The sequence below is a fragment of the Actinomycetota bacterium genome, from assembly GCA_035540895.1.
GTDB lineage: Bacteria > Actinomycetota > JAICYB01 > JAICYB01 > JAICYB01 > DATLFR01.
Genome location: DATLFR010000044.1, coordinates 1 through 4,771 on the forward strand (window position 1 = coordinate 1; position 4,771 = coordinate 4,771).

Here is a 4,771-nt window from a genome sequence, read left to right on the forward strand (position 1 = left end):
CGGGCCCGGACCATCTCGGTAGAAGGCTACCCCGCTGCGGATCAGCGGGGGGCGAGCACGCGCATCGCGCCCGAGACGCTCAGCCCGGGCTGGGGTCCTCCGGCCACGGCGACCAGGGTGGTCCCGAACGCCACGACGCCCAGTCCGTGCGTGGGCGTCGGCAGCGGCGGGAGCCTGGTCCAGGACTCCTGTCCCGCGCGTAGGGCCTCGACCTCGGCGATCGTGCCGTCCGGTCGTTCTCCACCGACGACGACGATCCGGTCTCCCCAGGTCGTCGCGCCGAACCCGCCACGCGCCACGCCGAGCCCGGGCGCGCTCGTCCATGTGGCCAGGTGCGGGTCGTAGACGTCGACGCGGGCCAGGTTGGCGTCCAGGGAGAGGCGGCGTCCGGCTATCACGTAGAGGAACCCGCCGAGGGAGGCGGCCGCGAGGTGGTCTCGAGGCTCGGGCAGGTCGGCCGCGTCGGCCCATACGTCCCCGTTCGGGTCGTAGACGTGCTGGGACCCCAGCAGCGTCGGGCGTCCCGAGAACCCGGTGGCCCCTCCGACGACGTGGACCACCCCGTTCACGACGGCGGCCGCGTGGGCTCCCCGAGCGACCGGCATCCGTCGCCGGGGCTTCCAGCCGTCCGGCTCGAGCATGTACACATCGGCCGACGCCGAACCGTCGGCCCGGTACCCCCCGAGGAGCAGCACCCGGTCCCCGACACCCACCAGGGCCGCGTGGTGCAACCGCTCGGGCAGCGGGGGCCCCGAGGTCCACGTTTCACCGTCGAAGACCTCGACGAGGTCGGTCGGCTGCCCGTCCCCCGTGAAGCCACCCGCCACGAAGATCTTGCCCGCGGCCGAAGCCGCCGCCACCTCGGTGCGGGGGGTCGGGAGATCCGGCCCGCTCACCCAGGCCAGCACCTCGTCGGGGGTGGGGGTCACGACGGGGTCGCGGGACCCGACCGCACACCCGGCCGCCAGCAGCGACGCGACGACCGTCATCGCTATCAGCCTCACCGCGACCGGGCTCCTTCCTTCGGGAGCCCCAGGATCCGCTCCCCGATGATGTTCTTCTGCACCTCGGTCGTCCCGCCCCCGATCGTGAGCGCCCGCGAGTACAGGAGCGCGTCCTGCCATCCGCCGCCCGCGCGGGCGCGGGGATCGTGACGGGAGAGGTGGGACGACGGTCCGCCGGCATCGAACGCGAGCTCGCACAGCCTCTGCCCCCACTCGTCGCCGAACAGCTTCTGCACGCTCGCCTCCGCGCCCGGGATAGCGCCCCGGACGGCCTGGGTGACCATGCGCAGCTTCAGCGAACGGTGCGCGTGGGCGTCTACGAGCACCCGGGACAACTTGTCGCGGACGACGGGGTCGCGCACCACCCCGAGCTCGCGGAGGTAGGCGACGAGCGAGACGGCGTCAGGGCCTGAGCCCCACAGCGCACCGCGGCCGGCCGATAGGCCGACCCTCTCGAACAGCAGCGTCGAGATGGTCACGCGCCATCCGTCGTTGAGACCGCCGACGAGGTCGGAGGATGCCACCCGGACGTCGCTCAGGAAGACCTCGTTGAAGATGGACCGGTCGTCGATCTGACGGATCGGCCGGACCTCCACCCCCGGGTCGTGCATATCCACCAGCAGGAAGGACAGGCCGCGGTGCGGGGGCGCGGCGGGGTCGGTCCGGGCCACGCAGATACCCCGGTCGGCCTGACGCGCGTAGGAGGTCCAGACCTTCTGCCCGTTGAGGACGAACCCGTCGCCGGTCGGGACGGCTCGCGTGTGCAGCCCGGCCAGGTCCGACCCGGCCCCCGGCTCGCTGAACAGCTGGCACCAGATCTCGGACCCGTCGAGGATGCGCGGCAGGTACCGCACCTTCTGCTCCTCGGTCCCGTGCAGGAGGATGGCCGGCCCGGCCCATCCGAGCCCGATCGCGTTCACCATCGGCGGACCATGGGCCGCCGCGTACTCCTCCTGCCAGATGAACTGGTGGGCCGGCCCGAGCCCCCGGCCGCCGTACTCCTGCGGCCAGCCGAGCCCCATGTAGCCCGCCTCGTAGATGCGTCGGTGCCACGCCTTCGCGGCTTCGAGGTCGACGTCCTCCCCGCTCCCGCGCAGACCGGGGGGGATGTTGTCCCTCAGCCACGCCCGGACCTCGGCCCGGAACCCCTGCTCGGACGCGCTGCCGTGAGGCCGCATCACTCGCCGTGGTACTCGCCGGCGCGCTTCTCGAAGGCGGCCCCGACCGCCTCCAGCATGTCCTTCGACATCAGGCACTCGACCTGCGCGGCGGCTTCTCCGTCCATCGCCGTCTGCACGTCGGCGCGCGCGGCGGCGTCCACGAGCCGCTTCGCGTGAGCGACGGGGACGGGGGGCCGGGAGGCCAGGTCGGCGACCAGCTCCCGGGCTGCGCCGGCGAGCTCCGCCGGCTCCACCAGCCTGTTCACGATCCCCCACGCCTCCGCGATCGAGGCATCGATGCGGCGGCCGGTCCAGATCAGCTCCTTCGCGCGCGCGGGTCCGATCCGGGCCGGGAGCCGGTGCGTCCCGCCGAGGTCGGGGACGAGACCGTAATTGATCTCGAGCATCCCGAAGACGGCGTCGGTCGACGCGACCACGAGATCGGCGGCCAACGCGAGCTGGAACCCGGCTCCCAGCGCGTAGCCGTGGACCGCGGCCACGACGGGCTGGGGGATGCGGCTCCAGACCCTGAACCCGGACTGGGCGACCGCCACCGCGGCCGCCACCTGCGGCGCGGAGGCGCCGTTGAACGAGCCGAAGGAGGTGAGGTCGAGCCCGGAGGAGAAGGCCCGGCCCTCGCCCTCGATGAGCACGGCGCGCACCTCACGGTCCGCCCCGATGCGCTCCCCGGCCCGGCCGAGGGCGGCGAACACCTCGGGGGTCATCGCGTTGAGCCTGTCCGGACGGTTCAGCGTGACCGTGGCCACCCGCCCCCGGACGTCGAGACGCACCACCTCTGTCATCAGGCGCCTAGCATACGGACATGGACCCCGGGCCCGGCCTGCACGTCGAGACCCACGGCGAGGGCCGCCCGCTGCTTCTGATCTGCGGCACCGGGATGGACGTGACGACCTGGTCGCTGTTCCACGACTGGCTGGCGGACGGGCGCCGGGCGATCGCCTTCGACAACCGCGACTGCGGTCGCTCGGAGCTGGCCGCGGGTCCGTACACGGTGGCCGACCTGGCGGTCGACGCCGCGGCGGTGGCGGAGGCGCACGCGGACGGTCCCGTGGACGTGCTCGGGCTCTCGCTCGGCGGTGCGATCGCGCAGGAGCTCGCGGTCGCCCGGCCCGAACTCGTGCGCAGCCTGGTCCTGCTCAACACGTGGGGCCGAACGGACCGGTGGCTGAGGGAGAAGTTCGAGACGAAGATCGCTCAGGTCCAGCGCCTGACCCGCGCCGAGTACGTCCACGCGAGCGCGTTCGACCTGTTCAGCCACCGGTTCTTCGACGCACCGGGGCTGTTGGACGCGTACCTCGAGATGACCAGGGAGCCCTACCATCCGCAGCCGGTCGAGGCGGCCGTCCGGCAGTGGCGGGCCGACCAGGGGCACGACGCTCTCGACCGTCTCGCCCGGGTCGCGTCCCCGACGCTGGTGCTCGGGGGAGCTGAGGACACGCTCACCCCCGCGCGGTACTCCGTCGAGCTGGCCGAGGCACTCCCCGGGGCGCGGCTCGAGATCCTGCCCGAGGCGGGGCACGGGATGATCCTCGAGCGGCGCGGCGAGGTGCGGGACGCCGTGGTCGGGTTCCTGGCCGACGTCGGCTAGACGAGACGGTTGGCGCAGGTCCCGGAGGCCAGCAGCGCCTGCACGGACGCCGGGAGCTCGGCCTGGGCCCGCGGGGCGGCCGGGGTCGAGGGGATCGGCTGCTCGGGCCGGAGCAGGACCTCGTCCCCCGCCACATCGACCTCGAACCGTTCCATGTTCACCGGGGACTGGCCCCAGAGCAGCCTCCCGTCACGTCCGAAGATCTCGCCGTGCGCCGGGCCGTAGAAGACCCCGGCGTCCGGACACCACCAGAGCGCCGATCCGAGGTGGGGCGATACGGATCGGAAGCCCGTCATTTCGCGGGCGTCGCGGACCAGGAAGACGCGCGAGTTCCCGATGGCGTGGATGGACACCCCCTGCGGGACCGACTCGAGAGGCACGCGCACCCCGGTCCGGGCATCCACCTCGGACAGGGCGAGCAGCGGGAACAGGATCATCACCACCGAGAAGAGGGCGAGCCCGGCCGCGACCGCGTAGGTGTTGGGTCGGTCGCGCTGCCAGTGGGTCGCGGGGGACCAGAGGTCCGCCGATAGGTCGGGCAAGGGGTCTCCCCTCCTGAGGAAGCTCGCAAGACTGTACCAGCGCCCCTGTCAACCGTCGCGGCGGTCCTTGTCGATCAGCCGGGCGAGGGACACGGCGTCTCGTCCGAACCTGTCTCGCACCTTGACGATCGCCTCCTCGGCCTGCGCGTACCGCGGACGGGGGTGCAGCGTGAGCTGCTCGGGCACGGGTCCGGACCGCAGCCCGGAGACCGATACCCCGAGCAGACGGACGCGCTGGCGGCCGCGCCTGAACGAGCGGTACGCGTCGGTGGCGGCCCGATGAATCGTCCACACGTCGCTGGTGGGGGTCCTGAGCGTGCGCGAACGCGTGTGGGTGGCGAAGTCGGACAGCCGCACCTTCAGCGTGATCGTCCGGCCCGCGAGCTTCGAGGCGGTGAGCCGGGAGGCGACCCGGTCGGAGAGTCGGAGGATCTCCGCGGTGATCCTGTCCTCGGA

Annotated in this window: 6 protein-coding genes; 1 reads left to right on the plus strand and 5 read right to left on the minus strand. The window is 72.8% G+C overall.

Features of this window, described 5'->3' with window-relative positions; translation table 11 throughout:
• Positions 1–41 precede the first annotated feature (41 nt).
• From VM840_02385 to VM840_02395, 3 genes are read right to left on the minus strand one after another with little or no spacing between them, the layout of a single operon-like run.
• Positions 42–1,004, minus strand: coding sequence for a kelch repeat-containing protein (locus VM840_02385; GenBank protein HVL80423.1), 963 nt, complete (start codon positions 1,002–1,004; stop codon positions 42–44).
• A complete protein-coding gene (locus VM840_02390) occupies positions 1,001–2,182 on the minus strand; it encodes an acyl-CoA dehydrogenase family protein (protein HVL80424.1) in 1,182 nt (393 codons plus the stop codon). The genes VM840_02385 and VM840_02390 overlap by 4 nt, the downstream gene beginning before the upstream one ends.
• On the minus strand, positions 2,182–2,967 hold the full coding sequence (locus VM840_02395; GenBank protein HVL80425.1) for an enoyl-CoA hydratase-related protein: 786 nt from the start codon (positions 2,965–2,967) through the stop codon (positions 2,182–2,184). Before VM840_02395 ends, VM840_02390 begins: the two co-directional genes overlap by 1 nt.
• A gap of 20 nt (positions 2,968–2,987) precedes the next feature.
• Between VM840_02395 and VM840_02400 the strand changes: the two genes are divergently transcribed.
• Positions 2,988–3,773: an alpha/beta fold hydrolase gene (locus VM840_02400; protein ID HVL80426.1), complete on the plus strand. Its 786-nt coding sequence runs from the start codon at positions 2,988–2,990 to the stop codon at positions 3,771–3,773.
• Here the strand turns inward: VM840_02400 and VM840_02405 are convergent.
• Together VM840_02405 and VM840_02410 are read right to left on the minus strand one after the other, a co-directional pair.
• A complete protein-coding gene (locus VM840_02405; protein HVL80427.1) occupies positions 3,770–4,315 on the minus strand; it encodes a hypothetical protein in 546 nt (181 codons plus the stop codon). The two genes, VM840_02400 and VM840_02405, sit on opposite strands and share 4 nt — an antisense overlap.
• 48 nt (positions 4,316–4,363) lie before the next feature.
• The coding region (locus tag VM840_02410) for a DNA polymerase IV (protein ID HVL80428.1) at positions 4,364–4,771 on the minus strand (408 nt) is incomplete at its 5' end.

Excerpts from the sequence above, each read along its gene's own strand:
- VM840_02390 (HVL80424.1), bottom strand. The coding sequence starts at position 2,182 with ATGCGGCCTCACGGCAGCGCGTCCGAGCAGGGGTTCCGGGCCGAGGTC.
- VM840_02395 (HVL80425.1), bottom strand. The coding sequence starts at position 2,967 with ATGACAGAGGTGGTGCGTCTCGACGTCCGGGGGCGGGTGGCCACGGTC.
- VM840_02400 (HVL80426.1), top strand. The coding sequence starts at position 2,988 with ATGGACCCCGGGCCCGGCCTGCACGTCGAGACCCACGGCGAGGGCCGC.